At 56.8% G+C, this 380-nt stretch carries 1 protein-coding gene; it reads right to left on the bottom strand.

The genetic code is table 11. The annotated features are described in order from the left end of the window. The coding region (locus tag ASV53_RS24875) for a helix-turn-helix domain-containing protein (RefSeq protein ID WP_141226363.1) at positions 1-344 on the bottom strand (344 nt) is incomplete at its 3' end. Positions 345-380 lie beyond the last annotated feature (36 nt).

Raw genomic sequence — 380 nt, 5'->3', positions numbered from 1 at the left:
GTTACCTCTTCAGTGACGGGCTGCTTAATGGGGTGCAGGAAAGCGGTCAGCATGCTGTAACCACCCTCGTAACCACGCTGACGGATCTCGCGCAGCAGCACACTGGCGGGTATCCAGAGGGGCCTGGCAGCGGCCACGCGCTCAAGGATATAGGTCTTGAACGGGTCAAGCTTGCAGGGTCTGGGTGCGCGAGGCTTGTAGCGCATATCCGCTACGGGCAGCGGGCTACGAATATATCTGCGAACGGTCTCACGAGAGCATGAAAGCTGGCGCGCGATGGCGCGTATCGACATGCCCTGACGGTGTAAAACACTAATCTCCACTCTGGTCTCCAATGTCATCATTGGCAGTGCCTTAAAACTGCCATTTTTACCCTAGGT

It is taken from the genome of Photobacterium sanguinicancri (assembly GCF_002265265.1).
Taxonomy (GTDB): Bacteria; Pseudomonadota; Gammaproteobacteria; order Enterobacterales; family Vibrionaceae; genus Photobacterium; species Photobacterium sanguinicancri.
The sequence above is the reverse complement of the archived record's forward strand: the minus strand, read 5'-3'. Positions and strand labels throughout refer to the sequence as shown.